This is a genomic window from Arthrobacter sp. U41 (genome assembly GCF_007679325.1).
Classification (GTDB): domain Bacteria; phylum Actinomycetota; class Actinomycetes; order Actinomycetales; family Micrococcaceae; genus Arthrobacter.
Window position 1 is genome coordinate 106783 of sequence record NZ_VEGI01000001.1, and the last position, 22623, is coordinate 129405.

22 protein-coding genes are annotated in these 22623 nt (G+C 68.4%); 6 read left to right on the forward strand and 16 right to left on the reverse strand.

The genetic code is table 11. The features are described from left to right. On the reverse strand, positions 1-432 hold the full coding sequence (locus FS787_RS00515; RefSeq protein ID WP_144670100.1) for a LexA family transcriptional regulator: 432 nt from the start codon (positions 430-432) through the stop codon (positions 1-3). 590 nt (positions 433-1022) lie between these two features. On the opposite strand from FS787_RS00515, the gene FS787_RS00520 reads away from it, so the two are divergent. After that, positions 1023-1604 carry a dihydrofolate reductase family protein gene (locus FS787_RS00520; RefSeq protein WP_144670102.1) on the forward strand — a complete coding sequence of 194 codons (582 nt, stop codon included), beginning with the start codon at positions 1023-1025 and terminating at the stop codon, positions 1602-1604. A gap of 466 nt (positions 1605-2070) precedes the next feature. Here the strand turns inward: FS787_RS00520 and FS787_RS00525 are convergent, their stop codons facing one another. From FS787_RS00525 to FS787_RS00535, 3 genes are all read right to left on the reverse strand, one after another. Next, complete coding sequence (locus tag FS787_RS00525; RefSeq protein ID WP_144670104.1) at positions 2071-2724, reverse strand: hypothetical protein; 654 nt, start codon at positions 2722-2724, stop codon at positions 2071-2073. 128 nt (positions 2725-2852) lie between these two features. After that, on the reverse strand, positions 2853-3371 hold the full coding sequence (locus tag FS787_RS00530; RefSeq protein WP_144670106.1) for a GNAT family N-acetyltransferase: 519 nt from the start codon (positions 3369-3371) through the stop codon (positions 2853-2855). A gap of 93 nt (positions 3372-3464) precedes the next feature. Further along, entirely contained in the window at positions 3465-4055 is a 591-nt protein-coding gene (locus FS787_RS00535; protein ID WP_144670108.1) for a dihydrofolate reductase family protein, read from the reverse strand. 173 nt (positions 4056-4228) lie between these two features. On the opposite strand from FS787_RS00535, the gene FS787_RS00540 reads away from it, so the two are divergent. Beyond that, complete coding sequence (locus FS787_RS00540; protein WP_260982330.1) at positions 4229-4528, forward strand: hypothetical protein; 300 nt, start codon at positions 4229-4231, stop codon at positions 4526-4528. A gap of 15 nt (positions 4529-4543) precedes the next feature. Here FS787_RS00540 and FS787_RS00545 read toward each other — a convergent pair whose 3' ends face one another. From FS787_RS00545 to FS787_RS00590, 10 genes are all read right to left on the reverse strand, one after another. After that, positions 4544-5164 (reverse strand): L-threonylcarbamoyladenylate synthase, encoded by a 621-nt coding sequence (locus FS787_RS00545; protein WP_144670110.1) that lies wholly within the window; start codon positions 5162-5164, stop codon positions 4544-4546. A gap of 77 nt (positions 5165-5241) precedes the next feature. After that, positions 5242-6369, reverse strand: a complete 1128-nt coding sequence (locus tag FS787_RS00550; RefSeq protein ID WP_144670112.1) for an XdhC family protein — start codon at positions 6367-6369, stop codon at positions 5242-5244. Continuing rightward, entirely contained in the window at positions 6362-7201 is an 840-nt protein-coding gene (locus FS787_RS00555) for an SRPBCC family protein (protein ID WP_144670114.1), read from the reverse strand. Before FS787_RS00555 ends, FS787_RS00550 begins: the two co-directional genes overlap by 8 nt. Further along, positions 7192-8478 carry a VWA domain-containing protein gene (locus FS787_RS00560; protein ID WP_260982331.1) on the reverse strand — a complete coding sequence of 429 codons (1287 nt, stop codon included), beginning with the start codon at positions 8476-8478 and terminating at the stop codon, positions 7192-7194. The genes FS787_RS00555 and FS787_RS00560 overlap by 10 nt, the downstream gene beginning before the upstream one ends. Continuing rightward, positions 8475-9398 carry a MoxR family ATPase gene (locus FS787_RS00565; protein WP_144670116.1) on the reverse strand — a complete coding sequence of 308 codons (924 nt, stop codon included), beginning with the start codon at positions 9396-9398 and terminating at the stop codon, positions 8475-8477. Before FS787_RS00565 ends, FS787_RS00560 begins: the two co-directional genes overlap by 4 nt. Further along, positions 9395-10057 carry an NTP transferase domain-containing protein gene (locus FS787_RS00570; RefSeq protein WP_144670118.1) on the reverse strand — a complete coding sequence of 221 codons (663 nt, stop codon included), beginning with the start codon at positions 10055-10057 and terminating at the stop codon, positions 9395-9397. Before FS787_RS00570 ends, FS787_RS00565 begins: the two co-directional genes overlap by 4 nt. After that, the gene (locus FS787_RS00575; protein WP_144670120.1) at positions 10041-10988 is read right to left on the reverse strand and encodes an XdhC family protein; all 948 of its coding nucleotides are present in this window, start codon (positions 10986-10988) and stop codon (positions 10041-10043) included. The genes FS787_RS00570 and FS787_RS00575 overlap by 17 nt, the downstream gene beginning before the upstream one ends. 1 nt (position 10989) lies before the next feature. Then, complete coding sequence (locus tag FS787_RS00580; protein ID WP_144670122.1) at positions 10990-13383, reverse strand: aerobic carbon-monoxide dehydrogenase large subunit; 2394 nt, start codon at positions 13381-13383, stop codon at positions 10990-10992. Then, on the reverse strand, positions 13380-13940 hold the full coding sequence (locus tag FS787_RS00585; protein WP_144670124.1) for a (2Fe-2S)-binding protein: 561 nt from the start codon (positions 13938-13940) through the stop codon (positions 13380-13382). Before FS787_RS00585 ends, FS787_RS00580 begins: the two co-directional genes overlap by 4 nt. Positions 13941-13945: 5 nt before the next feature. Further along, entirely contained in the window at positions 13946-14824 is an 879-nt protein-coding gene (locus tag FS787_RS00590) for a xanthine dehydrogenase family protein subunit M (RefSeq protein WP_144670126.1), read from the reverse strand. Positions 14825-14944: 120 nt separating this feature from the next. Here FS787_RS00590 and FS787_RS00595 point away from each other — a divergent pair, with 120 nt between their 5' ends. Continuing rightward, a complete protein-coding gene (locus FS787_RS00595; protein ID WP_144671786.1) occupies positions 14945-15925 on the forward strand; it encodes a LysR family transcriptional regulator in 981 nt (326 codons plus the stop codon). Between the two features lie 170 nt (positions 15926-16095). Further along, on the forward strand, positions 16096-16413 hold the full coding sequence (locus FS787_RS00600) for a DUF6457 domain-containing protein (RefSeq protein WP_144670128.1): 318 nt from the start codon (positions 16096-16098) through the stop codon (positions 16411-16413). A 349-nt stretch (positions 16414-16762) separates the two neighbouring features. On the opposite strand, the gene FS787_RS00605 is transcribed toward FS787_RS00600, so the two are convergent. Beyond that, the gene (locus FS787_RS00605; protein ID WP_144670130.1) at positions 16763-19114 is read right to left on the reverse strand and encodes an FdhF/YdeP family oxidoreductase; all 2352 of its coding nucleotides are present in this window, start codon (positions 19112-19114) and stop codon (positions 16763-16765) included. A gap of 242 nt (positions 19115-19356) precedes the next feature. Between FS787_RS00605 and FS787_RS00610 the strand changes: the two genes are divergently transcribed. Next, positions 19357-20184, forward strand: coding sequence for a dienelactone hydrolase family protein (locus FS787_RS00610; RefSeq protein WP_144670132.1), 828 nt, complete (start codon positions 19357-19359; stop codon positions 20182-20184). Between the two features lie 128 nt (positions 20185-20312). Beyond that, positions 20313-20699: a TspO/MBR family protein gene (locus FS787_RS00615; RefSeq protein WP_260982459.1), complete on the forward strand. Its 387-nt coding sequence runs from the start codon at positions 20313-20315 to the stop codon at positions 20697-20699. A gap of 6 nt (positions 20700-20705) precedes the next feature. Here the strand turns inward: FS787_RS00615 and FS787_RS00620 are convergent, their stop codons facing one another. After that, on the reverse strand, positions 20706-22505 hold the full coding sequence (locus FS787_RS00620; RefSeq protein WP_260982332.1) for a long-chain-fatty-acid--CoA ligase: 1800 nt from the start codon (positions 22503-22505) through the stop codon (positions 20706-20708). Positions 22506-22623: the final 118 nt, after the last annotated feature.

Below are 22623 nucleotides of genomic sequence, written 5' to 3' on the forward strand. Positions count from 1 at the left end.
CTAGACATGGTGCAGGCAGCGCGTCGCGACGCCCCAGATGACCAGGTCCGACAGGGCGGGAACCCTGATGTCCGGGTACCGCGGGTTGTCGGCCTGCAGGACGACCCCCGACGTCGTGATGCGCAGCCTCTTGACAGTGAGCTCGCCATCGAGGACCGCGACGACGACGCAGCCGTCGCGGGGCTCGAGGGCGCGGTTCACAATCAGCTCGTCGCCGTCGCTGATCCCGGCACGCTCCATGGAGTCCCCGGACACCCTGACGACGTAGGTGCTGGTGATGTCCTTGATGAGGTGTTCGTTGAGGTCGATGCGGCCGTCAAAGTAGTCCTGCGCGGGAGAAGGGTAGCCGGCAGCAACCGGTACCGGCGAGATAAGGACCGACAGAAGAGAAGTGCCCGCGTCTATCACACGGGGCCCGATGATTACGCCCACAACACACCTTTATTCGAATATATGTTCGATACATTCAGTGTAGCCCGGGGCGCTGACATTGGGCAGACGTGGATGAATAGCAGGGGATGACGGCAAGGGTCCGCATCCGGATCACTGAAGGAAATTGATGGCCCGATCAGTAGGATGACTGCATGGATGAAACGCCGCGATTCCGTTCACCGCGATGGTGGCCCTGGGCCGTCGCGATCCTCCTCTTGATCACGGTGAACACAACGCTTCTGGGGTATAAACGGGGCGAGTGCGTTGACTACACTATCGAGTCTGGCGCTACGAGCCTGTGTACTAGTGGCCCCGCGCTGAGCATGGATGGCACGTGGATTTTGGTGACGGTGAGCGTGGTCGCCGTCGTCTACTTCGCGCGGCGCCTCGTGCAGGCAGTTAGAGCCCGCAGGGACAAGGCAGCAATGTAGATTAGCCCGGCCCCCACAACATGGAAGCTTTGGCGAGAGCTATTCGTTCAAAAGCTACTCCGCAAGTTTCCGTTACTCTCCACGATGTTGCAGGCCAGCCCGCCACGAACCGTGAAGAGCCGCTAATCTGGGGACACCGCAGAGCAAAAGGAGAGCCCCATGGGCAAGGTGGTCATGTACAGCTCCGTGTCGGTGGACGGCTTCATCGCGGACGAGAACGACCAGCCAGGACCCCTGTTCGACTGGTTGTCCAGCGGTGACGTGCCGTTGGACGGGAGCGGCGAGTTGAAGGTGTCGCAGGCGTCCTATGACTACATTCGGCCGTACTGGGACCAGATCGGGACAACCGTCGTCGGCCGCCACGTTTTCGACCTGACGGACGGCTGGGACGGGAAGCCTCCGAGCGGGATTGACCACGTGGTCGTCGTGACGCACCGGCCGGAGCCTGAGGGCTGGGACCCCGAGGTGCCGTTTCACTTCGTCAACGGCGTCGAGGCAGCCATGGCCAAAGCGCAGGAGCTTGCGGGTGACCGCATCGTCGAGGTCGCCGCTGGCGACGTCGGTGGCCAAGTGCTTGCCGCGGGCCTGGTGGACGAGGTACGCATGGACGTCGCACCGGTCGTGTTCGGGTCCGGCAAGCGCTACTTCGGGTCGGTCCACGCACAGCACCTGTTGGAGGATCCTGACGTGGCGATTCAGGGTAACCGGGTGCTTCACCTCCGTTATCAGGTGCGCCGTTGAGCGAACTGAGCGCGTAAGCGGAGAAGCCCACTGCGAACGGTGACAAAAGATCGTGCCTCCGCTCGCTGGTCTGGCACCCGTGCGGTTCAGTCCTTCGAGTCATTCCGCGCTGTCAGTGCACTTCGAAGCGAGACCAATGCAGACATCCCGCAGACTGCATAAGCAAGCAGGCCCAGGCCAAGCGTCACCCAATAGAAACCAAGGTCGAGCGGGCCTTCTCCATGCAGCACTTTGGACATCAAGAACCAACCGGCGATACCGGAAAGCACCGTGGCGACGGGGAAGACCCAAGAGGGTGGGCGCAAAGACCGATGTCCTGACATGGCGACAGCTTAACCGCGGACCGCTCCAGGCGCCATGGATCCTGGCGTCGAGGCGTCACGGCGGCTCGGCCATATCTAGAGATAGCTCCGCCATGGGTAGCCTCAGCTCCGCTAAACCGCCGGCACTGCCGCGTTTGGCGGAATCAGGTGGCCTCATACGGAGTGCTGAAGAGGGTGACTCCCCATTCCGGGTTATGCAGCACGATTCCACTTTCCCTCCGCGCGAACTGGAGCGGCGCCTGAAGGTACCGGTGCATCCGTGCCTGTTCCTGGCCCCACGGGAAGTCGCACGTGCCCTGAAAACTCTCCAGTGTCGCCGGATCCGGCGTGATCGTTTCGCCCTCAAAGCTGACCCTGACCGCGTACGAAGCACACGGGATCCGCACAGTCATCAAGGGGTGGCCGCCAACGCTGCCGAACCTCACGGCGTAGTCGCCGGAGCTCATGCCCGGACCGCGGGGCACAGCAGCCGGCATCATGGAACCTGACGTGAAGTACTGACACTCCAGCCCGCCGGCGGCCGCGGCGTCCTCTGCACGCGGTGACGAACAGCCATCTGCACCCTGCCCGGCGGGGGCGGGCGGCACCGGCGGGCGCGGCGCGTGGGTCATGCCCGGCGACAGTCCGGCGCCCGTGGCAGCGGGCGGCTTGATCACTGATTGTTCGTGGGCCGCGGCAACCGGGGACGGAGCAGCCCCGCACGCGGCGGTGAGGGCGACGACGGCGAGCCACCCCAGGGACAGCAGTGTCGGCGTCGTGCGTTTTCCATAACGAGCGGGTCCCCCGAGCGCGGCCATGATCCGAACACTAGGCGGAAGTCGCCTCCCGCTGCAACAAGCCCAGTGCGGCACTGACGCGGTAAACCTGGAGTGCGAACCGGACGGGCGTACACTCCTGTACCGGCAGTTCAGGTGGGGGTGACCGGTTAGGCGGTATCGATCCAGTAGCGTCGTTTGCCGTTGCGAGTGTCCTCGTAGATGCCGCCGTTCTTTTCGATGGTGGCCCGGGAGCCGGTGTTGTTGTCATCGCAGGTGAGCAGAACCCGGGGGATTCCCAAGTTTCGCGCTACCGGCAGGGCGTCGGCGAGCGCGGCACCCGCGTGGCCGCGGCGCCTCGCGGAAGGCCTGATGCTGTAGCCGATGTGCCCACCCTCGTTGAGGAGGAATTCGTTCAGCTCGTGTCTGATGGCCAGTGAGCCAAGGAACGTGGCACCCTCCACGACCCACAGGTAGGTGCAGGGCACGTATCCCGGCTTCCGCGGGCTCTCCGGCAATGCATCCTTGAGAAGCGCCTCCACGAACCGGTGGAATGTCAGGGCATCCTTGAGTTCTTCCAGCGGCCAGTCCTCGGCGCCCCCGCCGTCCCTGTGGGTTCCGGCAAATTCGGCTGATCCTTCCAACCAGGAGGAGTGGTATCGGACGTCCGGAGCGATAAGGCGGGGCATCAAAAGATCGTAAGCGCAGGGTCCGCGTTTCCCATGGTGCCACCCCGGCATTCCACGCCGTCCGGCTCCGCCCGGCGAGTGCGAGTCAGACTTTCAGCGGAGTACCCGGTACCGCACGTGGGTGACCAGTCCGGTACCGCTTACTTCCGTCGGTTCAAGCTGGAGGTTCGCGACGCCGTCCAGCAGCCGCTCGCCCGCTCCCAGGACGATGGGCGCGATGTGGAGTCGCAGCTCGTCGATCAGACCCGCCCAAAGGTACTGGCGGACGGTCTGCGCGCCTCCGGCAATGGCCACGTCCTTGTTGCCGGCGGCCGTCTGTGCCTGGGCCATCGCCGATTCGATCCCCTCGGTCACGAAGTTGAACGTGGTGCCGCCCTGCATCGCCAGGGGCTCGCGTGGATGATGGGTGAGCACAAACACGGGTGCGTGATAAGGCGGCTCCTCACCCCACCACCCCCGCCATTCCTCCTCCCATACCCCGGGACCTGCGAACATGTTCCGTCCCATGATGTAGGCGCCGGCCTCGAGGATGCCTTCGAGCGCGGCGGCGTTGGGCCCGGGTTCTTCGAACATCCACCTGTGCAGCCGCTCACCGCCCTCGCCCAGGGGTTCCGCGAGGCTTTGGTTCGGGCCGGCGACGAATCCGTCGAGGGAGATGGTCAGATCGCTCGTGACTCGGCTCATGGGCCCATCATGCCACCGCCAGACGGTGCGGGTCAGGCTCAGCAAAGGTTTTCGGAGTGACCTTCGTTAGCTTGGTCACGTCGCGGGTTTTCGTCGAAAATCCGGTTGCGGCGGGCCCCATACTTGGAATGACCCCGGCGGATTCTCTCCACCGCCAGGCATGAGGAGGGTCCATGAAAACCTTGATGATTTTGCAGAGCACCGTGAAGACCACTGTCTCGAGCGAGTACTTCCCCGCCGCAGCGGTATTGGCCGGAGTGGTTTTGTTTTGGGGCATCGGGCTCTTCGGCGGACTCTCCCTGCTGAGCAACCACCAGACGCTTCTGACGACGCTCAGCTGGTTGCTCTTCGTCTACGCCGCGGCCGTGCTCACGCCCCTCGCCGGACTTATCGCCGTGGTGGATCTGTCGCGCCGCTGGCTCCGAAACCGGGCGTCGGGCGACGCCGATTCGGCCGGGCCCGCTTCCGCGTAGGTCCCCCGGGCGGGGTTATTCGAAGCGCGAGGGGTCGCCCATGCCGCGCCGGACGACTTCCGCCGTGCCGCCGGAATAGTCAATGACAGTGGTCGGCTCCGCGCCGCAGTCGCCGGAATCGACGACGGCGTCCACCACGTGCTCCAGCCGTTCCTTGATTTCCCAGCCCTGCGTCAGCGGTTCTTCCTCATCCGGCAGCAACAGTGTGCTGGAGAGCAGCGGCTCGCCCAGTTCAGCCAGCAAAGCCTGGACCACCTTGTTGTCCGGGATCCGCACGCCCACCGTCTTCTTCTTCGGGTGCAGCAGCCGCTTGGGGACTTCCTTGGTGGCGGGCAGGATGAAGGTGTAGCTCCCGGGTGTGACGGCCTTGATGCTGCGGAACACGTCATTGTCGATCTGCACGAACTGGCCCAGCTGCGCGAAGTCCTTGCAGACCAGCGTGAAGTGGTGCTTGCTATCGAGGTGGCGGATGCTCCGGATGCGATCCAGGGCATCCTTGTTCCCCAGCTGTGCGCCGAGCGCGTAGCAGGAGTCAGTGGGATAGGCGATCAGTCCGCCGGAACGGACGATGTCCACTGCCTGGCTGATGGAACGCGCCTGGGGGTTGTCCGGGTGAACATCAAAGTATCTCGCCATGGCACGAGCTTACGCCCGACGGCGGCCCAGGCGCCTAACGCGCCCAGCGCAGGGCGTCGTTTCGGATCAAGTCCCGGTCAATGCTGCTCGTCGTGGTGGATGCGCTCGCCGAGCTGCCGGAGTGGTTCCCCGCTTCCGCTCCACTGCTTCGCAATGAACTCCGCCGCGATGGACACCGCTGTCTCTTCCGGGGTCCGGGCGCCGAGGTCCAGGCCCACCGGGCTGTGCAGCCGGGCCAGCTCCTCGTCACCCAGGCCCGCCTCGCGCAGCCTGGCGATCCGGTCCGCATGGGTCCGGCGTGAACCCATGGCGCCGATAAAGGCGACCGGCCGGCCCCGCAGGGCAACTTCCAGCAGCGGAATATCGAACTTCGGATCGTGGGTGAGGACGCACATCACGGTGCGTTCATCCACCAGGCCCTGTTCCAGCTGCCCGGAAAGGTAGCGGTGCGGCCAGGCGTTGACCACCTCGGCGGCTTCGGGAAAGCGCGCGGGGGTTGCGAAAACTGCGCGGGCGTCGCACACCGTGACGCGGTAGCCCAGGAAGGTGCCCATCCGGGCCAGCGCCGAGGCGAAGTCGATGGCGCCGAAGACCAGCATTCGCGGCGGCGGGGCGTAACTTGCGAAGAAAACGCGCATTCCGGCGTCCAGGCGCTCCCCGTCAGGGCCGTAGCTCAGGATGCCGGAGCGGCCGGCTGCCAGCAGGCCCTGGGTGTCATCGCCCACTGCGTGGTTGGCCCGCTCGGAACCGAGGTCGCCCTCGAAACCGTCTGGCCGCACGATCAGGTGCAGGCCCAGCCGGCTGCTGTCGGGGTGCTCGATCACCGTGGCGACACCGACGCGGCGCTCGCCGGCGATGTCCGCCCTGACGGCGTCGAGTTCGGCGAAGCTTTGCCGGGACACCGGCTCGACGAAGATGTCGATGATCCCGCCGCAGGTCAGGCCCACGGCGAACGCGTCGTCGTCGCTGATTCCGTAGCGCACCAGGAGGGGGGTGCCGTCCTCCTTGACCTGCGTGGCCAGTTCGTACACAGCGCCCTCGACGCAGCCGCCGGAGACCGAGCCCGCCGCGGCGCCATCGGCGGTCACGAGCATCGACGCGCCGGGAAGCCGCGGGGCCGATTTGAACGTGCTCACGACCGTGGCGAGGCCGGCGGTGTCACCTTTCCGCCAGCCGGGCATCAGGGCTGCCAGGACATCACGCACGGTCAGTCTGCAACCTTTCGATCGCCCGGATCAGCCGGAACGCGGAACGCCGGCCCGCCCAGTACGAGACGCACCCCACCACCGCCACGAGGGCCAGGACCTTCCCCGGGCTGGACAGCTGCTCCGCAGCGATCCCCTTCGCGAGGCTGAGGGCGTCCAGGCTGCCGGCGGGTGCGGGCGCCGGTGCGGGCGCGGACGCCCTTGGGGGTGCCGCGGGCACGGCAGCCGGCGGCACGCCCGGTAGTTCCGCCGCCGGGGCGGGGGCCGTCGGTTTGGAGACCTTCGCCGCAGCGGCCGCCGCTTCAGCGTCCGCGTCCAGCCCGGGCGCGGACGCCCCGGCGGCTACCGCACCTTCGCCGGCGGCCGGTACGCCGGCTTCGCCGGGCGTGGCAATTATGGCCTGAAGATTGCTGGCGAACAGGCCCATCATCTGTTCGGTCACACTGCCGATCACACCCTTGCCCATCGCGGCGGCCTTGCCGGACAGCTTCAGATCGGCGCTGACGGTGCCGCGGGTGGTGCCGCCGGCCTCTTCGGTAAGGAGCATGGTCACCGTGGCCTCGGCGGTGCCCTGGCCGCGGGTTTCCTGGGCCTTGCCGCCCAGGACGGCGCGGTGTTCGGCGGCGTTGCGTTCGATGACGTTGAGCAGCCCTTTGTACTGCATGTTGACCGGGCCCAGCTTCACGGTCATGCCCACCTGGTAAGCGTCGTCCGAGAGTTTGTTCAGGATCCGGGCGCCGGGGACGCAGCCGGCCACGCGTTCAAAGTCCATGATGGTTTCCCAGACCGTGCCGATCGGTGCGACAACCGAGAAATCGCTGTCTATCTGCATTGGTTCCCTCTTCCCTTGAGTGATGACCGGCCGTCGCCGCGGATTGCGGCCGCCACTTCCGCCAAAGCCGTGTAGCTGTGTCCGCTGACGAACGCGTCGCAGTAGGGCAGGGCCGCTGCCATGCCGCCGGCCAGCGGCCGGTAGCCCGGGGCCGCCTTGCGGGGATTGACCCAGATGATCCGGTGCGCCAGGCGCCGCAGCCGCGCCATCTGGACGGTCACCTGGTCAGGGTCCTCCTGCGCCCAGCCGTCGGAGAAGATCACCACCACCGCGCCCCGGGCCAGCCCGCGGCGGCCGTGCTCGTCGAGGAAATGCCGGAAGCTGTCGCCGATCCGGGTCCCGCCGGCCCAGTCCGGTGCGGCCACGGCGGCACGGGCCAGGGCTTCGTCCGGGTCGCGCAGCGCCAGTTGCCGGGTGAGGCGTGTGAGCCGGGTGGAAAAGACGAAGGCCTCGGCGCCGGCCGTCGCCACTGCCCCCTGGAGCAGGGAGACGAAGATGCGCGCATACGGCTCCATGGACCCGGAAACATCGCACAACATCACCAGCTTGCGGCGCTGCTCGCGGCGGCGGGCATACAACAGCAGGGTGGTGTCGCTGCCCGAGCGCCGCGCGGCGCGGACGGTGGCGCGGACATCCAGGCGGGCGCTGCTGTGGGTTGACTTGCGGGTGCGGCGGCTCAGGCGGGTGGGCGTGGCGACCAGCAGCCGGGACGCCAGCCGCCGGATCTCCAGGACTTCCGCCTCGGTCAGCCGGGCGAAGTTCATCCCGTGCAGCCGCTCCTCGGTGGAAGCCATGGCCAGCACGGCTTCGCGCCCGGGGGTGTTGCGGTCCCCGGCGGCGTCAGGTCCGGTGGAGGCAATGGCCGGCGCGGTGGGTGGGTGGGCCGGCGCGCGTCCGGGGGCGCGGTCCTCGGCCGGGGACGGACGGGTGCGTGGCTCCCCGGGGACGGCCGCCGGGGACGCGGCCGGTGCCGCGGCTTTCCGGGGCGGAACGGTGGGGTCGAAGCCGCCGCGGAATACCGCGGCGAAGACGGCGTCGAAGGCCGGGAGCTGCTCGCGCGTGGACACCAGCACCACGCGGGAGGCCCAGTAGAGCGATTCGACGTCGGACGGCGGGACCAGGCGGAGGGCCTCGGCCAGCCGGACCGCCCGGTCCGGGGAGCAGGACAGCCCGGCCCGGCGCAGGGCGGTGACAAACGCCGCAGCCAAGGCGGCTGCCTCCACCACGGGCAAGGCGGCGGCCGTGTGTGGCGGGGTGCCGGCCATCACCGGGCTCACCCGTCCGTCCCGGCCACAAGCCAGTCAGCCCCGCGGGCGCCGACCAGTTCCAGGTCGTCGCGGTTCTTGACGATCGAGCCCAGGGTCCGGTCCGCCGTCGTGGCGTCGATACGGTCGATGCCCAGCACGGCGAGCGCCGACACCCAGTCGATGGCCTCCGAAATCCCCGGCGGCTTGGCGAGGTCCAGGGTGCGCAGCTTCGTGATCACCGCGGCGGCCTGCAGCGCCAGCGGTCCGCTGCTGGCCGGCACACGGCGGCGGACGATTTCCGCGATCCGCTCCGGGCCGGGATAGTCGATCCAGTGGTAGAGGCAGCGCCGGGTCAGCGCGTCGTGCAGGTCCCGTGTCCGGTTGGAGGTCAGGATGACGATCGGGGGGTGGGTGGCGCGGATAGTGCCCAGTTCCGGGATGGTGACCGCGGCCTCGGCGAGCAGTTCGAAGGTGAAGGCCTCGAACTCGGCGTCGGCGCGGTCGATCTCATCCAGCAGGAGAACGGCGGGGCGCGGACCGGGATGCTCGATCGCCTGCAGCAGCGGCCGGCGCAGCAGGTATTCCGGGCCGAAGAGGTCCGTTTCGGTGACCGCGGCGTCGCGGACTTCGGCCAGCCGGATCCCGAGCATCTGCCGCTGGTGGTTCCACTCGTAGAGGGCCTCGCCGGCGTCGATCCCCTCATAGCACTGCAGCCGGTACAGGGGTGTGTCCAGCAGCCCGGCCAGGGCCTTCGCCGCCTCGGTCTTGCCGACGCCGGCCTCGCCCTCGAGCAGGATGGGCTGCGGCAGCCGGACGGCGAGGAACAGCGCCGTGGCCAGCCCGACGTCGGCCAGGTAGTCGCTGCTGTCCAGCGCCGAGATGAGGGTTGCGACGTCGGGGATCCGCCGCTGGACGTCCTCCTCCGCTCCGCTGCGCGACGGTGTGCTCACAGCGCCCCCTCCAGAACGGCAAGGACCCGGCGGTAGTCCTCTTCGGTGTCAACGTCCGGGGGCACCGCGCCCGGCACGGCGAGTTCGACGACGTCGTCCGCCCGCTGCTCCAGCAGCTTCCAGACCGCCTTGTCGCCGTGCAGGCCGGCCAGCTCCGGGAACATCCGCCGGGTGAACGCCATAGGGTGGCCGACGCCGTCGGCGTAGCGGCAGACGGCGATGCCCGGGGCGCCCCGGCGCCGTGGCACGGAAGCGGCCGGCTTCCCGGTTAAAAGGAGTTCCAGGAGTGCCCGCGCGTTGCCGGCCAGGACACCGGGCTGGTCACCGAGCAGCAGGACCACGGCGTCCGTGTCCGGGTGGAGCGCGTTGATGCCGGCGGCGATCGAGGAGGCGCAGCCGGCACCGAAGTCCGGATTGAGCGCGATGTCGCAGCCGGTGGTGTCGACTGTGCGCTGCACGTCCGCGGCCGCGCCGCCCAGGGCCAGCACCGTCTGGTCAAAGCCGCAGTCCCGGGCGGTCTTCAGGACGGCGTCGAGGAGTACGCCGCGTCCGTAGGGGAGCAGTTGCTTGGGCCGGCCCAGGCGGCGGGAGGCCCCGGCCGCGAGGATCAGCCCTGCCGTCCGGTGCTGTGCGGGGGTGTGTTCAGAGGGTGAGGGCATAACGCTCCGGATCTTTGCGGAAGGCGGCGCGGCAGCCGGGCGAGCAGAAGTAGACGGTGACGCCGTTGTGTTCGATCTGCAGGGAGGATTCCACGGCCGGGACGGTCATGCCGCAGACAGGATCGATTGCGGTCGCCGGAACGGCCGCCAGCGCCGTCTCTTCGCGCGCGGCAGCGTCAGGGGACAGCGGGGCCGGGGCCGTGGTCCGGGACGTCGCCCGTTCCTGGATGAGCTGGGCCAGGATCGACAGCGCGATCTCCCCGGGGGTGCGGGCACCCAGCCGCAGCCCCGCCGGGGTGAAGACCCGCGAGCGCTGCTCCGGGTCGACGTCGAGCGACTCCAGCACCGCAGCGCCCCGCGTCCCGCTGGCCACCAGCGCGACATACGGGACTTCGGCGCGCAGGGCCGCCTCCAGCGCGGCTTCCTCGGCTTTGCCGTGCGAGGCCACAATCAGCGCGGCATCCCCGGCCTGCGGACGGGCGGAATCGCCGTCGATGAGTTCCACGGCCAGGCCCACGCCGGCGCCGAGGGTCGCGAGGGCCTGCGCCACCGGGGTGGTGCCGACCACAAGCACCCGGGGAGCAGGGATCCGGGGCTGGAGGAAGATTTCGATGGCCCCGCCGCTCAGGCAGGGGTTGGACACCTCCACCGCGCCTTCCCCGGCGGTGCGGGACGGTTCGCCGGGGACCACGCGCAGCAGCAGGGGTTCCTGGGACGCCAGGACCTGCAGGCTGTATTCGCGGACCGAGGATTCCACGCAGTTCCCGCCGACGAAGCCCAGGATGTCGCCGCCGGGCATCACCAGGGCGGTATCCCCGGCGTGGGCGCTGGTGGGGTGTTGGGCGCGGACCACCGTGGCGTGCACGAACGGCTCACGGCGGGAGGCGAGGTCATTCGCCCGGGCCGCGAGGGTATCTGCCATCGTAGTCATGTCAGATCGGCGGTGTTGCCCGGCCCTGCATGGCGGCCCAGACCCGGGCCGGTGTGCAGGGCATGTCCATGTGGACCACTCCGTAGGGGGCCAGCGCGTCCACGACGGCGTTCACGATCGCCGGCGGTGAGCCCACGGTGGCGGACTCACCGATGCCCTTGGCGCCGATGGGGTGGTGCGGGGACGGGGTGACGGTGAAGCCCGTCTCCCAGTCGGGCACTTCCATGGCGGTGGGGATCAGGTAGTCCATAAAGGACCCGCCCAGGCAGTTGCCGTCGGCGTCGAACTCGATAATCTCCATCAGGGCCATCCCGACGCCGTCGGTCAGGCCGCCGTGCACCTGGCCCTCGATGATCATCGGGTTGATCCGGGTGCCGCAGTCGTCCACCGCAATGAAGCGGCGCACCTTCACGTGCCCGGTGCCCGGATCGACGTCGACCACGCAGATATAGGCGCCGAACGGGAACGTGAGGTTCGGCGGGTCATAAGTGACCTCGGCGTCGAGGTTGCCGTCGACCCCCTCGGGCAGGGTCATGGTGCCGTGGGCGGCCATGGCGACCTCGGAGATGGTCTTTCCTGCGCTGGGATCGCCCTTGACGAACCAGCGGCCCTTCTCCCATTCAAGGTCGTCCGGCCGGGTCTCCAGCATGGCGGCCGCGATCAGTTTCGCCTTCTCCCGCACCTTGCGCGCGACGAGGGCGACGGCGCCGCCGCTCACCGGCGTCGAGCGGCTCCCGTACGTGCCGAGGCCGAACGGCGTCTGGTCGGTGTCGCCGTGGACGACGTCGATGTCCTCCGGCGGGATCCCGAGCTCCTCGGCCACGATCTGCGCGAAAGTGGTCTCGTGGCCCTGCCCCTGGCTTTGCACGGAGAGCCGGACCACGGCCTTGCCGGTGGGATGGACCCGCAGTTCGGCGCCGTCGGCCATACCCAGGCCCACGATGTCGAAGTGTTTGCGCGGGCCGGCGCCCACGGTTTCGGTGAAGAAGGAGACACCGATCCCCATCAGTTCGCCGCGCTCGCGCTTTTCCCGCTGCTCGCGGCGGAGGTCGTCGTAGCCGGCCAGCTTCATGGAAAGCCGCATGGCGGGCTCGTAGTCGCCGGAGTCGTACACCCAGCCGGTCTTGTTGGCGTAGGGGAACTGCTCGGGCTTGATGAAGTTCTTCAGCCGCAGTTCCGCCGGATCCATCTCGAGCTTGCGGGCCAGGATGTCCACCATCCGTTCGACGAGGTACACGGCCTCGGTGACGCGGAAGGAACAGGCATAGGCGACGCCGCCCGGTGCCTTGTTCGTGTAGACGCCGGTGACGCTGCAGTAGGCGGCCTTGATGTCGTAGCTGCCCGTGAAGATGGAGAAGAAACCGGCGGGATACTTGGTGGGCTGGGCGGTGGCGTTGAACGCGCCGTGATCGGCCAGGACGTTGGTGCGCAGCGCGAGGATCTTGCCGTCCTTGGTGGCCGCGATCTCGCCCTGCATGATGTAGTCCCGGGCGAAGGAGGTGGACATCAGGTTCTCCGAACGGTCCTCCACCCATTTCACCGGCCGGCCGGTGACGATCGAACCGACGACGGCGAGGATATAGCCGGGGTAGATGCCCACTTTGTTGCCGAAGCCGCCGCCAATATCCGGGGAGATCACGCGGATCTTGTGCTCCGGGATCCCGGCGACGATCGCGAACAGTGTGCGGTGGGCGTGCGGGGCCTGGGTGGTTTCGTACAGGGTCAGTTTCCCGTCGATGGCGTCGAAGTCGGCAATCGCGCCGCAGGTCTCCATCGGGGCCGGGTGCACGCGGGGATAGACCATCTCCTGGGAGACGACGACGTCGGCGCTCGCGAACACGGCCTCGGTTTCGGCTTTGTCGCCCATATCCCAGTCGAAGATGTGGTTGTCGGTCCGGCCCTCGATCTCGTCGCGGATCACGGGGGCGTCGGCGTCGAGCGCTTTCCGGGCGTCGATGACCGGGGGGAGGACGTCGTATTCGACCTCGATCAGTTCCAGCGCGTCGCGGGCGGCGTAGCGGTCCTCGGCCACGACGAACGCGACCTCCTGGCCCTGGAAGCGCACCTTGTCGGTCACCAGGACGGCCTGGACGTCCGCGGAGAGGGTGGGGGCCCAGGCGAGCTTGAGGCCGAGCAGGTCCTTGCCGGTGATCACGGCGAGGACCTTGGGGTGGGCCAGGGCGTTGGTGGTGTCGATGGAGACCAGCCGGGCGTGCGCCACGGGGGCGCGCAGGATGGCGCCGTGCAGCATGCCGGGCAGGACGATGTCGTCCAGGTAGTTGCCCTTGCCGCGGACAAAGCGCGGATCTTCCTTCCGCTGGATCCGGCCGTAGCCGATCGGGCGGTCCTCGTCGCCGGCCGCCGGGTTGCCGGGCCGTTCATGGATGACGGTCATGCCTTCACCTCTGTGTCTTGTATCTGCGCCGGGATGTCCTCGACGACGGTGTCCGTGCCGTCGATGACGTCGGCTGCCGTGGGGTCGCTGTCGCCGCCGGCCGGGTGGGCGGCGGCCCACTGCACCGACCGGACGATGGTGGCGTAGCCGGTGCACCGGCAGATCTGGCCCGATATGGCCTGCCGGATCTCGGTGGTGTCCGGGTGGGGGTTTTTGTCGAGCAGGGCACGCGCGGTCAGCATCATGCCGGGGGTGCAGAAGCCGCACTGCAGCCCGTGTTCCTCCATAAAGCCCTGCTGGACGGGGTCCAGCGTTCCGCCGTTGGCGAGCCCCTCGACCGTGCGGATGTCGTGTCCAGCGGCCATGGCCGCGAGCACGGTGCAGGACTTCACCGGCTGGCCGTCCATCAGGACCACGCACGTGCCGCAGTTGCTGGTGTCGCATCCCCAGTGGGTGCCGGTCAGGCCGAGGACCTCGCGGATGTAGTGGACCAGGAGCACGCGGGGCTCAATGTCGGACGTGACTTCGTTGCCGTTGACGGTCATGCTGATCTGCATCCGCTTCAGCCTTCCTGTGTCTGGGCGGCGCGGGCACAGGCCCGTCGCAGGACCCGCCGGGTGAGTTCGTCGGCGAGATGCCGTTTGTAGTCAATCGGTCCGCGCTGGTCGGCCACCGGGTCGCTGGCCGCGGCGGCCAGGCGTGCCGCCTCCGCGAAGAGTTCCTCCCCGGGCTGCCGGCCGCGGAGCAGTTCCGCGACCCCGGCGACCGTGTGGTCGAGTCCGAGGGCCGTGAGCCCGACGGCGGCGTCGGCGATGGTGCCGTCCTCCGCGAGGGTCACGGACGCGCCGGCGGCGCCGACGGCCCAGTCGCCCACGCGGCGTTCGACTTTCTCGTAGGCGCTGCCGGACCGGGGCCGGACCGGGAAGCGCAGCTCACACAGCAGTTCGTCCTGGCCCACCGCCGTCTCATAGGGTCCGCGGTGGAAGTCGGCCATCGCCAGGATGCGCTCGCCGGCCGGTCCCCGGATCACGGCTTCGGCGCCGAGGACATCGCAGACCGTGGAAAGATCCTCTGCCGGGTCGGCCTGGCAGAGCGAGCCGCCGATGGTTCCCCGGTTCCGCACGATCGGATCCGCGATCACGGCTTCCGCGTCCCGGACGATGGGGAAGAGCGCCGCGACCTCGTCCGACTCCAGCAGGGTGGTGTGCCGGGTCAGGGCGCCGATGCGCAGTTTGTCGCCCTGGCGCAGGATGAAGTCGAGTTCATAGAGGTCGTTGATGTCGATCAGCCACTCGGGCCGGGAGAGCCGGAGCTTCATCATCGGCAGGAGGCTGTGGCCCCCGGCGACGACTCTCGATTCCGGGCCGTGGCGGGAGAGGAGTTCGAGGGCGTTGTCGACGGACGTGGCCCGCACATAGTCGAAAGGAGCCGGAATCTGCATAGTCCCTACCTCACTCCAGGGCGCTGGCAACGTCGCGCAGCACCGGTGTGAGGTCAGTCTTGCCCCGCCTGATACGGAGTGTCAATATCGTCATAAGCGAAAGGTTATGACGCCGTGTCGATGACATTGAGCCAGCTCCGAACGTTCGCCCTGGTGGCCCGCCTGGGCTCGCTGCACGCTGCCGCGGAGGTCCTCGGTGTCAGCGAACCGGCGGTGTCCTCGGCCCTGGCCGCGCTCCGGCAGGACCTCGGCGATCCGCTGTTCGTCCGGGCCGGGGGCGGGATCGCGCTGACCCCGGGAGGCCGGGCGCTGGCCGACTACGCCCAGGACATCGTGGGGCTGGCGGACCAGGCCCGCTGGGAAGTCTCCAACGCCCAGAACGACGCCGGACGGCTGAAGATCGCCTCGACCGCGCCCTTTGCCGAACATGCGGCAGGCCGCCTGCTGGACCTCTTCACCAAACGCGTCCCCGGCGCGTCCGTGGACGTGGTGGTGGAGTCTGCGGAGGACCTGGCCTCGCTCCTGCAGGAACGCGCCTACGACATTGCCCTCGGGGCCCGGCCGACGCCGCCGGCCGGTACCGCGGTGACGGAACTCCACCTGGAGAGCGTGCCCTTCCTGCGCTACCAGCGCGCCCTGGTGGCGGCGGCGTCGCATCCGCTGGCTCCGCTGCACGGACCGATTTCCGTCGCCCGGCTCCTGGACCGGCCGTGGTTCGCCGGACCGGCGGGTATCCAGGACAGCTCGGAGGAGGGACGATGGCTGGCGTCGATGGGCGTGGCGCCGGAGATCATCAGGCTCAGCAGCGAGACGGAAGCCCTCGCTGCCGTGCGGGCGGGGGAGGGCATCATGCTGGCGCTCGGCCATGTTGTCCGGGCCGACATCCAGGCCGGGGTCCTGGTGCGGCTGCCCGTCGTCGGGACACCGGTCACCGGCCTGTGGTGGGCCACCACACTGGACCATCGCCGGACCACCACCATGGCCCGGACGCTGCAGCGCTTCGCCGGAACCGCGGAGGCCACAGCCGCCATGGTGGCCCCCGGCGGCTCGCGGGGCCTGGAGCGCCGCGGGTCGAAGTTCCACGTCGCGCTGTGGAGCTGACGCAGCATCGCGAGCCGGCGCCCCGGCGTCGGACTGTCCCCGGTGGACTTTTCGACGCGGACCTTTTTCGCTGCGCTGTGTCCCTGTGTCGCGTTGCGGATCGCGGGGGTCGGTGCTAACCCTTGTGGGGGTACGCGATCAACTGACGCGCCCTACGAAGAGGAGTAACCATGACTTTGCCCCGGGACGAAGACAGCACGCTACGGCACTGGAGCGCCCGCCTGATCCAGGCGCTGCAGATCCTTGACCTCGAAGTGGACCACGAGAAGATCGTCCAGGTCGCGGACGAATCGCTGAAATCCGTCGGGCCCCACGCGGACGCGATCAGCGCTTTTATTGTCGGCTACGCCGCGGGAACCGCGTCCACCGAGGGCCGGAAGAGCACTCAGGACGCCGTGCACGCCGCATCGAACAAGGTCCTCGAACTGTGCGAGGAAGGCGAGTCCGGCGGCCCCGACGAAAAGGGCTGGGCCAAGCGGGCCCAGTAACCCCGGCAGCCCGCCGCCACCCCCGTGGGACATGGGACATGCCCTCCCGGTGCGCGCGGGGATGGACATAGTGGCGCTATGTCCGTTGGTTGCGTCCGAGACTGGGCACGTCCCGTGGAGCCGCAACTGGGCCACACGGGACATGCCCTCCCGGTGCGCGCGGGGATGGACATGGTGGCGCTATGTCCGTTGGTTGCGTCCGAGACTGGGCATGTCCCGTGGAGCCGCAACTGGGCCACACGGAACATGCCCTCCCGGTGCGCGCTGGGATGGACATAGTGGCACTATGTCCGTTGGCCTGGGCCAAGGCTGGGCATGTCCCGCGGATGTGCGCGGGGGAGCGGGTGCCCTAGTGCGTCTTGGCTGCGCCGGTAGCCACGGCGGCGGAACCGTCCGGGGTCTGCTCCTTGCTGGGCTCCAGCCGGACAATCACGGCCTTGGAAACGGGCGTGTTGCTGCCCTCGGCCGTGTGGTTAAGCGGCACCAGCACGTTGGCTTCCGGGTAGTAGGCGGCCGCGCAGCCACGGGCCGTGGGGTAGGCAACCACCCGGAAGTTGCGGACCATACGTTCCGCGCCGTCCTGGTACTCGCCGCGGATGTCCACGAACATCCCGTCGGCCAGGCCCAGTTCGGCGATGTCCTCCGGATTGACGAACACCACGTGGCGGCCCTTCTTGATCCCCCGGTACCGGTCGTTGTGGCCGTAGATGGTGGTGTTGAACTGGTCATGGGAGCGCATGCTCTGCAGGATCAGCGTCCCTTCCGGCCTCTCCACGTGCTCCAGCTGATTCACGGTCAGCACCGCCTTGCCGGTGGGCGTGGGGAACGTGCGGGAGTCCCGCGGCCCGTTCGCCAGGATAAAGCCGCCCGTCTGCCGGATCCGCTCGTTGTAGTTTTCGCAGCCGCCGACGACCCGGGAGATATGGTCCCGGATCAGGTCGTAGTTCTTTTCGAATCCGTCCCAGTCGGCCTTGACCTTGTCCCCGACCAGCGCCTTGCCCAGCCGGCTGACAATTGCCGGCTCGGAGAGCAGGTGGTGCGACACCGGTTCCACCCGGCCCCAGGAGGGGTGCACGGCGCAGACCGTGTCCTCCACCGAGACGAACTGCGGGCCGGACTCCTGGATATCGATCTCGCTGCGGCCCATCGTCGGCAGGATGAGGGCCTCCGCCCCGGTCACGGTGTGGGACCGGTTGAGTTTCGTGGAGATCTGGACCGACAGTTCGGTGTTCTGCATGGCCGCTTCGGTGGCGTTCGTGTCCGAGATGGCGCCGACGAAGTTGCCGCCGAGCGCTATGAAGGCCCGGATCCCGCCGTCGCGCATCTTGTTGATGGTTTCCACGGCGTCCACGCCGTGTTCGCGGGGCGGTTCGAAGCCGAATTCCTCACCGAGGGCGTCCATGAAGGACTGCGGCATCTGCTCCCAGATGCCCATGGTGCGGTCGCCCTGGACGTTGCTGTGGCCCCGGATGGGTGACGCGCCGGCGCCCGGCTTGCCGATGTTGCCGCGCAGCAGGAGCAGGTTGATGATCTCCTTGATGGTGGCCACGCCCTTTTTCTGCTGCGTGATGCCCATGGCCCAGGTGATGATGACTTTCTCGGCCCGCAGGTAACGGGCGGCGAGTTCGTCGATTTCCTCGGTCCGCAGGCCGGTCGCTTCCAGGACCGCGTTCTCGTCCAGCAGACTGAGGTGTTCCCTGAGCTCGTCCAGGCCCTCGCAGTGCTCGGCGAGGAACGCGTGGTCCAGCACGGTCCCCGGGTTGCGGGCCTCGGCGTCGAACACCCGCTTGGAGATGGCCTGCAGCAGCGCCATGTCGCCGCCGATCCGGATGTGCAGGAACTGGTCCGCGATCTCCGTGCCGCGGCCCACGATGCCCTTGACCTTCTGCGGGTTCTTGTACCGGCGCAGGCCCGCCTCGGGGAGGGGATTGATGGCGACGATCTCTCCGCCGTTTTCCTTGCACGCCTCGAGTTCGGTCAGCATACGCGGGTGGTTGGTGCCCGGGTTCTGGCCCATCACGATGATGAGGTCCGCGTGGGCGTAGTCGTCGAAATTGACGGTGGCCTTGCCGATGCCGATGGTCTGGCCCATGGCCCAGCCCGAGGATTCGTGGCACATATTGGAGCAGTCCGGCAGGTTGTTGGTGCCATAGCCGCGGACCATCAGCTGGTACAGGAACGCGGCCTCGTTGGACGTGCGGCCGCTGGTGTAGAAGGCAGCCTCGTCTGGTGAGTCAAGGCTCTTGAGTTTGTCCGTGATGATCCGGATCGCCTCCGGCCAGCTCACCGGCTTGTAGTGGTCCTCGCCAGCCGGCTTGTGCACGGGTTCGGTGAGCCGGCCCTGCATTCCCAGCCAATACTCGGAACGGGACCGCAGTTCGCTGACGGAGTGTTCCGCCCAGAACTCCGGGGCGATGACCACCGGCGTCGCCTCCCACGTGACGGCCTTGGCGCCGTTTTCGCAGAACTCGAAGGCCTTGCGGTGGTTCGGGTCCGGCCAAGCGCAGCTGGGACAGTCGAAACCGTCCTTCTGGTTCATCGCTAGCACGGTCTTGCGCGTGCGGTTCAGGCCCATGTGCTCGATCGCGGGCTTCATGGAGTGCAGCACCCCGGGGATGCCGGCGGCCCAGTCCTTTGGACCGCCGCCGACCTCGAGGTCCTTTTCGTCGTTTTCCTCGACTATGGGATTCTTGCGGGTCACGTGAACTTCCCTTCTGCAACCACCGCCTGTTCAGGCCGGCGCGTCTCTACTACCAAGCACCCTACCTTTAGGCCCATTACAGGCCTATCAGGTGGCATGGAGTGCCGCAAGAGTTCAGCCGTCGACGGCGGCGCCACCGTTCCGTAGCATGTCCGGTACGCAGGGCGGCCGGGTTGGACCCACCGGGTCAGGCCTACACAGACAGGCCTACACAGGGCAGTCACGGCAATCAGGGGGTAACCATGCCGGAGCAGCGGGAAACGTTGGAAGGCTTTACCGAGTCGGACTTCAGCCACGGCGGCATCAGCCACCAGGTGTTCCGGGCCGGGGAAGGCCCGGCCGTGGTTCTGATCCATGAGGTGCCCGGCATCCATCCGGGGGTGCTGGAGCTCGCACGCCGCCTGATCGGCCGGGGGTACACCGTGTACCTGCCCTCGATGTTCGGGAAGCCCGGCGAAGCAATGGGCGGCCGTGCCATCGCGAAGTCCGTCGCCAAGGTCTGCATTTCCCGCGAATTCTCCGTGCTGGCGAACCGGAGCAGCCCGGCCACCAGTTGGCTGCGCGCCCTTGCCGCCAAAGCCCACCAGGAATGCGGAGGGCCCGGCGTCGGCGCGATCGGCATGTGCATGACCGGGAGCTTCGCCCTCGCCATGGCACTGGAACCCGCAGTCCTGGCCCCGGTGATGAGCCAGCCCTCACTGCCGGCGGGCCTGACCGCCCGGCGGCGTGCCGCCGTCGGGCTGGATGAGGGCGAGCTGGCACGGGTGAAGGCGCGGACCGGCCAGGGACTGCGGCTCCTCGGTTTGCGGTTCAGCGATGACCGGGCGTGCCCGGCAGCGCGTTTCGCCACCCTGCGGCGGGAATTCGGGGAGAGCTTCGAAGGCATCGAGGTGGACTCTTCGCCCGGTAATCCGTTCGGCATCGCCCGGTCATCACACTGCGTCCTCACCGTGGACCTGGTGGACACACCCGGGCACCCGACGAAAGAGGCTCTGGACCGGACCATCGAGTTCATCGGCGAACAGCTGCACCCTGAGCGCGCGTCAACGACGAAAACCGAGGAGAAGTGATGAAACTGATGACAGTGGTGTGGACGGCGGCTGCTACAGCCGCGACGGCGGCGGCCGGCGGGATGGCGACGGACCCGGAGAGCAACTGGTACCGGCGGTTGCGCAAACCGGACTGGTAGCCGCCCGCCATCGCCTTCCCGGTGGTCTGGACAGCGCTCTTCGTTGACCTTGCCGTGAGTTCGGCCGTCGCGCTGGACAGCAACGATGTGCCGGACATTCCCGGCGGCAGGACCGCGGAGCAGGAGATCCGCGCCTACCGGGGTGCCCTTGCCGTGAACCTCGTCCTCAATGCTGCGTGGAGCTGGCTCTTCTGGCGCAGCCGCCGGCCGTGGCTGGCTGCGGCCGAGTGCGCCGTGCTGACGGCGAGCAGCGCCGACCTGGTGCGGCGGACCTACAGACTCAACCGTGGAGCCGGGGCGGCCCTGGCCCCCTACGCACTCTGGTGCGGCTTTGCCACTGTCCTGTCGACGGCAATCGCGGCACTCAATCCGCGGGCGGCCGGCCGGCAGGGATAGGCCGCCTCAGCGCCCGGCCACCAGCGTGTCCCGGATCTCCCGGCGGAGGACCTTGCCGATCAGCGAGCGCGGCAGGGAGTCGAGCACCACCACCCGGCGCGGCACCTTGTAGGCGGTCAGGTGCTTCCGGGCGAAGGCCAGGAGTGCGTCAGGATCGAGGGTGGTTCCCGGGACCGGCACCACGGCGGCCACCACGTCCTCGCCGCCCCCGGGGCGCGGCAGCCCGACAACGGAAACGTCCGCGACGCCCGGGAAGGTGGCGATCACATCCTCCACCTCACTGGGGGAAACGTTGAAGCCTCCCGTGATGATGAGCTCCTTGATCCGGTCCCGGATCGTGACAAAGTAGTCGTTGTCCACCGAGACGATGTCACCGGTCCGGAACCAGCCGCCGTCGAGCAGTGCCTCCTCCGTTTCGTCCGGCCGGTTCCAGTAGCCTCGGAACACCTGGGGGCCGCGGATCAGGAGTTCCCCTTCCTCGCCCGGGGCGACGTCCAGGGCGGTGTTCTTCGGGTCCACCACCCGGATGTCGGTCAGCGGGAACGGCACCCCCACCGTTCCCGGCTTGCGGCTGGGGCCGAAGGGGTTACCGATCGCGATGGGCGACGTTTCGGTCAGCCCGTAGCCCTCGATCAGGTAGCCGCCGGTCGCTTTCTCCCAGGTCTCCACTGTTGCCGCCGGCAGGTTCATAGCGCCGGAGATCGAAAAGCGGATGCTCTCCAGCCCGATCCCTCGTTCGCTTGCCGCGGCGGCGATCCGGTCGTAGATCGGCGGCACCGCCGGCAGGAAAGTGGCCGGTGACTTCTTGAGCGCCTTCAGCACCAGGTCGACGTCGAACTTGGGGAACAGGACCAGTTTCGCGCCGATGCTCAGGGCAAACGTCATGCAGAGGGTCAGGCCGTAGGCGTGGAACATCGGCAGCACTGCGTACACGGTTTCCCGGCCGTCCTTGAGCCCCGGCACCCAGGCCCGGCCCTGCGCGGCGTTGGCCTGCAGATTGGCATGGCTGAGCATCGCGGCCTTCGGCTCGCCCGTGGTGCCGGAGGTGTACTGGAGGACGGCAAGGTCCTGCGCTGCGGGGCGCGGATGCCTCCTCTTGAGTTCGCCGGCGTCCAGGAGCTCCCGCCACGGCAGCACCGGCCGCGCAGCGGGAGCCGGCGCGCCCTTCCGGCGCTCTTTGCCCACGGAGAGGGCGGCCCTGGCCTTGCGGGCCGCGGGCACCGGAAGCCGCAGCGCCAGGCGCTGCAGCAGCGGCATCTCCGGAATCAGCTCCACCGAGACAATGCTGCGGAGCCCGACGTCGGCCGGCAGTTGGCGGACCCGCTCCACTGCCTTGTCCCAGACGATCGCGACGACGGCGCCGTGGTCCTCGAACTGGTGGCGCAGTTCCCGGTCGGTGTAGAGGGGGTTGTGCTCCACCACGACGGCGCCCAGGCGCAGCGCGGCATGGAAGGCCACAATGTGCTGCGGGCAGTTCGGCATGACCAGCGCCACCCTGTCGCCGGCCTTGACGCCGAGTTTCTGCAGCCCGGCGGCCGCCCGGCTGATCAGGGTGCCCAGCTCGCGGTAGCTCGTGCGGGCGCCGAAGAACTCCAGGGCGGTCTTGGAGCCGTAGCGGCGCACTGAGCCGTCCATGAGGTCCACGAGCGAACCCTTGGGCAGTACCAGGTCCGCCGGCACACCCGGCCCGTAGGAACGGGTCCACGGGCGGTCGCTCCAGCGTAGCTCCGGCGGGTGGCCAGCGCGGTCCGCAGCCGGGTCCGCGGCCGTGACGTTGGCGCCGGTCCGCGTGGATTTCTTCTTCATGATCAGGCCTTGCCGCTGGAATCCGCCGTATGTTCGCGAACCAAAGAGCCCGCCGGAAAATCCTACCGGTGCCCGCGGGCGTGTGCGGCAGCGCGTCCCGGGACGGTGTGCGGCAGCG

What these genes read in the sequence shown, in the direction of transcription:
- FS787_RS00620 (WP_260982332.1), bottom strand. Translation starts at nt 22,505, where the DNA reads ATGAAGAAGAAATCCACGCGGACCGGCGCCAACGTCACGGCCGCGGAC.
- FS787_RS00535 (WP_144670108.1), bottom strand. Translation starts at nt 4,055, where the DNA reads ATGAGCCGAGTCACGAGCGATCTGACCATCTCCCTCGACGGATTCGTC.
- FS787_RS00590 (WP_144670126.1), bottom strand. Translation starts at nt 14,824, where the DNA reads ATGCAGATTCCGGCTCCTTTCGACTATGTGCGGGCCACGTCCGTCGAC.
- FS787_RS00525 (WP_144670104.1), bottom strand. Translation starts at nt 2,724, where the DNA reads ATGGCCGCGCTCGGGGGACCCGCTCGTTATGGAAAACGCACGACGCCG.
- FS787_RS00580 (WP_144670122.1), bottom strand. Translation starts at nt 13,383, where the DNA reads ATGACCGTCATCCATGAACGGCCCGGCAACCCGGCGGCCGGCGACGAG.
- FS787_RS00570 (WP_144670118.1), bottom strand. Translation starts at nt 10,057, where the DNA reads ATGCCCTCACCCTCTGAACACACCCCCGCACAGCACCGGACGGCAGGG.
- FS787_RS00540 (WP_260982330.1), top strand. Translation starts at nt 4,229, where the DNA reads ATGAAAACCTTGATGATTTTGCAGAGCACCGTGAAGACCACTGTCTCG.
- FS787_RS00555 (WP_144670114.1), bottom strand. Translation starts at nt 7,201, where the DNA reads ATGCAGATAGACAGCGATTTCTCGGTTGTCGCACCGATCGGCACGGTC.
- FS787_RS00520 (WP_144670102.1), top strand. Translation starts at nt 1,023, where the DNA reads ATGGGCAAGGTGGTCATGTACAGCTCCGTGTCGGTGGACGGCTTCATC.
- FS787_RS00575 (WP_144670120.1), bottom strand. Translation starts at nt 10,988, where the DNA reads ATGACTACGATGGCAGATACCCTCGCGGCCCGGGCGAATGACCTCGCC.
- FS787_RS00585 (WP_144670124.1), bottom strand. Translation starts at nt 13,940, where the DNA reads ATGCAGATCAGCATGACCGTCAACGGCAACGAAGTCACGTCCGACATT.
- FS787_RS00545 (WP_144670110.1), bottom strand. Translation starts at nt 5,164, where the DNA reads ATGGCGAGATACTTTGATGTTCACCCGGACAACCCCCAGGCGCGTTCC.
- FS787_RS00610 (WP_144670132.1), top strand. Translation starts at nt 19,357, where the DNA reads ATGCCGGAGCAGCGGGAAACGTTGGAAGGCTTTACCGAGTCGGACTTC.
- FS787_RS00530 (WP_144670106.1), bottom strand. Translation starts at nt 3,371, where the DNA reads ATGCCCCGCCTTATCGCTCCGGACGTCCGATACCACTCCTCCTGGTTG.
- FS787_RS00600 (WP_144670128.1), top strand. Translation starts at nt 16,096, where the DNA reads ATGACTTTGCCCCGGGACGAAGACAGCACGCTACGGCACTGGAGCGCC.
- FS787_RS00595 (WP_144671786.1), top strand. Translation starts at nt 14,945, where the DNA reads ATGACATTGAGCCAGCTCCGAACGTTCGCCCTGGTGGCCCGCCTGGGC.